Below are 516 nucleotides of genomic sequence, written 5' to 3'. Positions count from 1 at the left end.
GGTAGTGCGTTCCTGGCGGGCTGTGTTGCTCTGGCAATGAGCCATGCAGTAATGGCAAAAGACATCAAAGTCGCCATCGTGGGTGCGATGTCCGGCCCGGTGGCCCAGTATGGCGACATGCAGTGGACAGGCGCGCAGCAGGCTATTGCCGATATCAACGCCAAAGGCGGTATTAACGGCGATAAACTGGTCGCGGTGAAGTATGACGACGTCTGCGATCCTAAACAGGCGGTTGCAGTCGCTAACAAAGTGATTAACGACGGCATCCGTTACGTCATCGGCCACCTGTGCTCTTCCTCCACCCAGCCTGCTTCTGATATCTATGAAGATGAAGGCGTGCTGATGATTACCCCGGCAGCAACCGCACCTGACCTGACCAGCCGTGGCTATAAGCTGATTATGCGTACGACCGGTCTTGATTCTGACCAGGGCCCGACCGCAGCAAAATACATCCTGAGCGAGATCAAACCGCAGCGAATTGCCGTGGTTCACGATAAGCAGCAGTACGGTGAAGGC

1 protein-coding gene is annotated in these 516 nt (G+C 55.8%); it reads left to right on the top strand.

Features of this window, described 5'->3' with window-relative positions; all coding sequences use genetic code 11:
• Positions 1-516, top strand: a 516-nt coding sequence (locus WH277_RS00905) for an ABC transporter substrate-binding protein (RefSeq protein WP_445235291.1), incomplete at both ends; no start/stop codon positions are given.

It is taken from the genome of Erwinia sp. MYb416, from assembly GCF_037479575.1.
Taxonomy (GTDB): Bacteria; Pseudomonadota; Gammaproteobacteria; order Enterobacterales; family Enterobacteriaceae; genus Erwinia; species Erwinia rhapontici.
The sequence above is the reverse complement of the archived record's forward strand: the minus strand, read 5'-3'. Positions and strand labels throughout refer to the sequence as shown.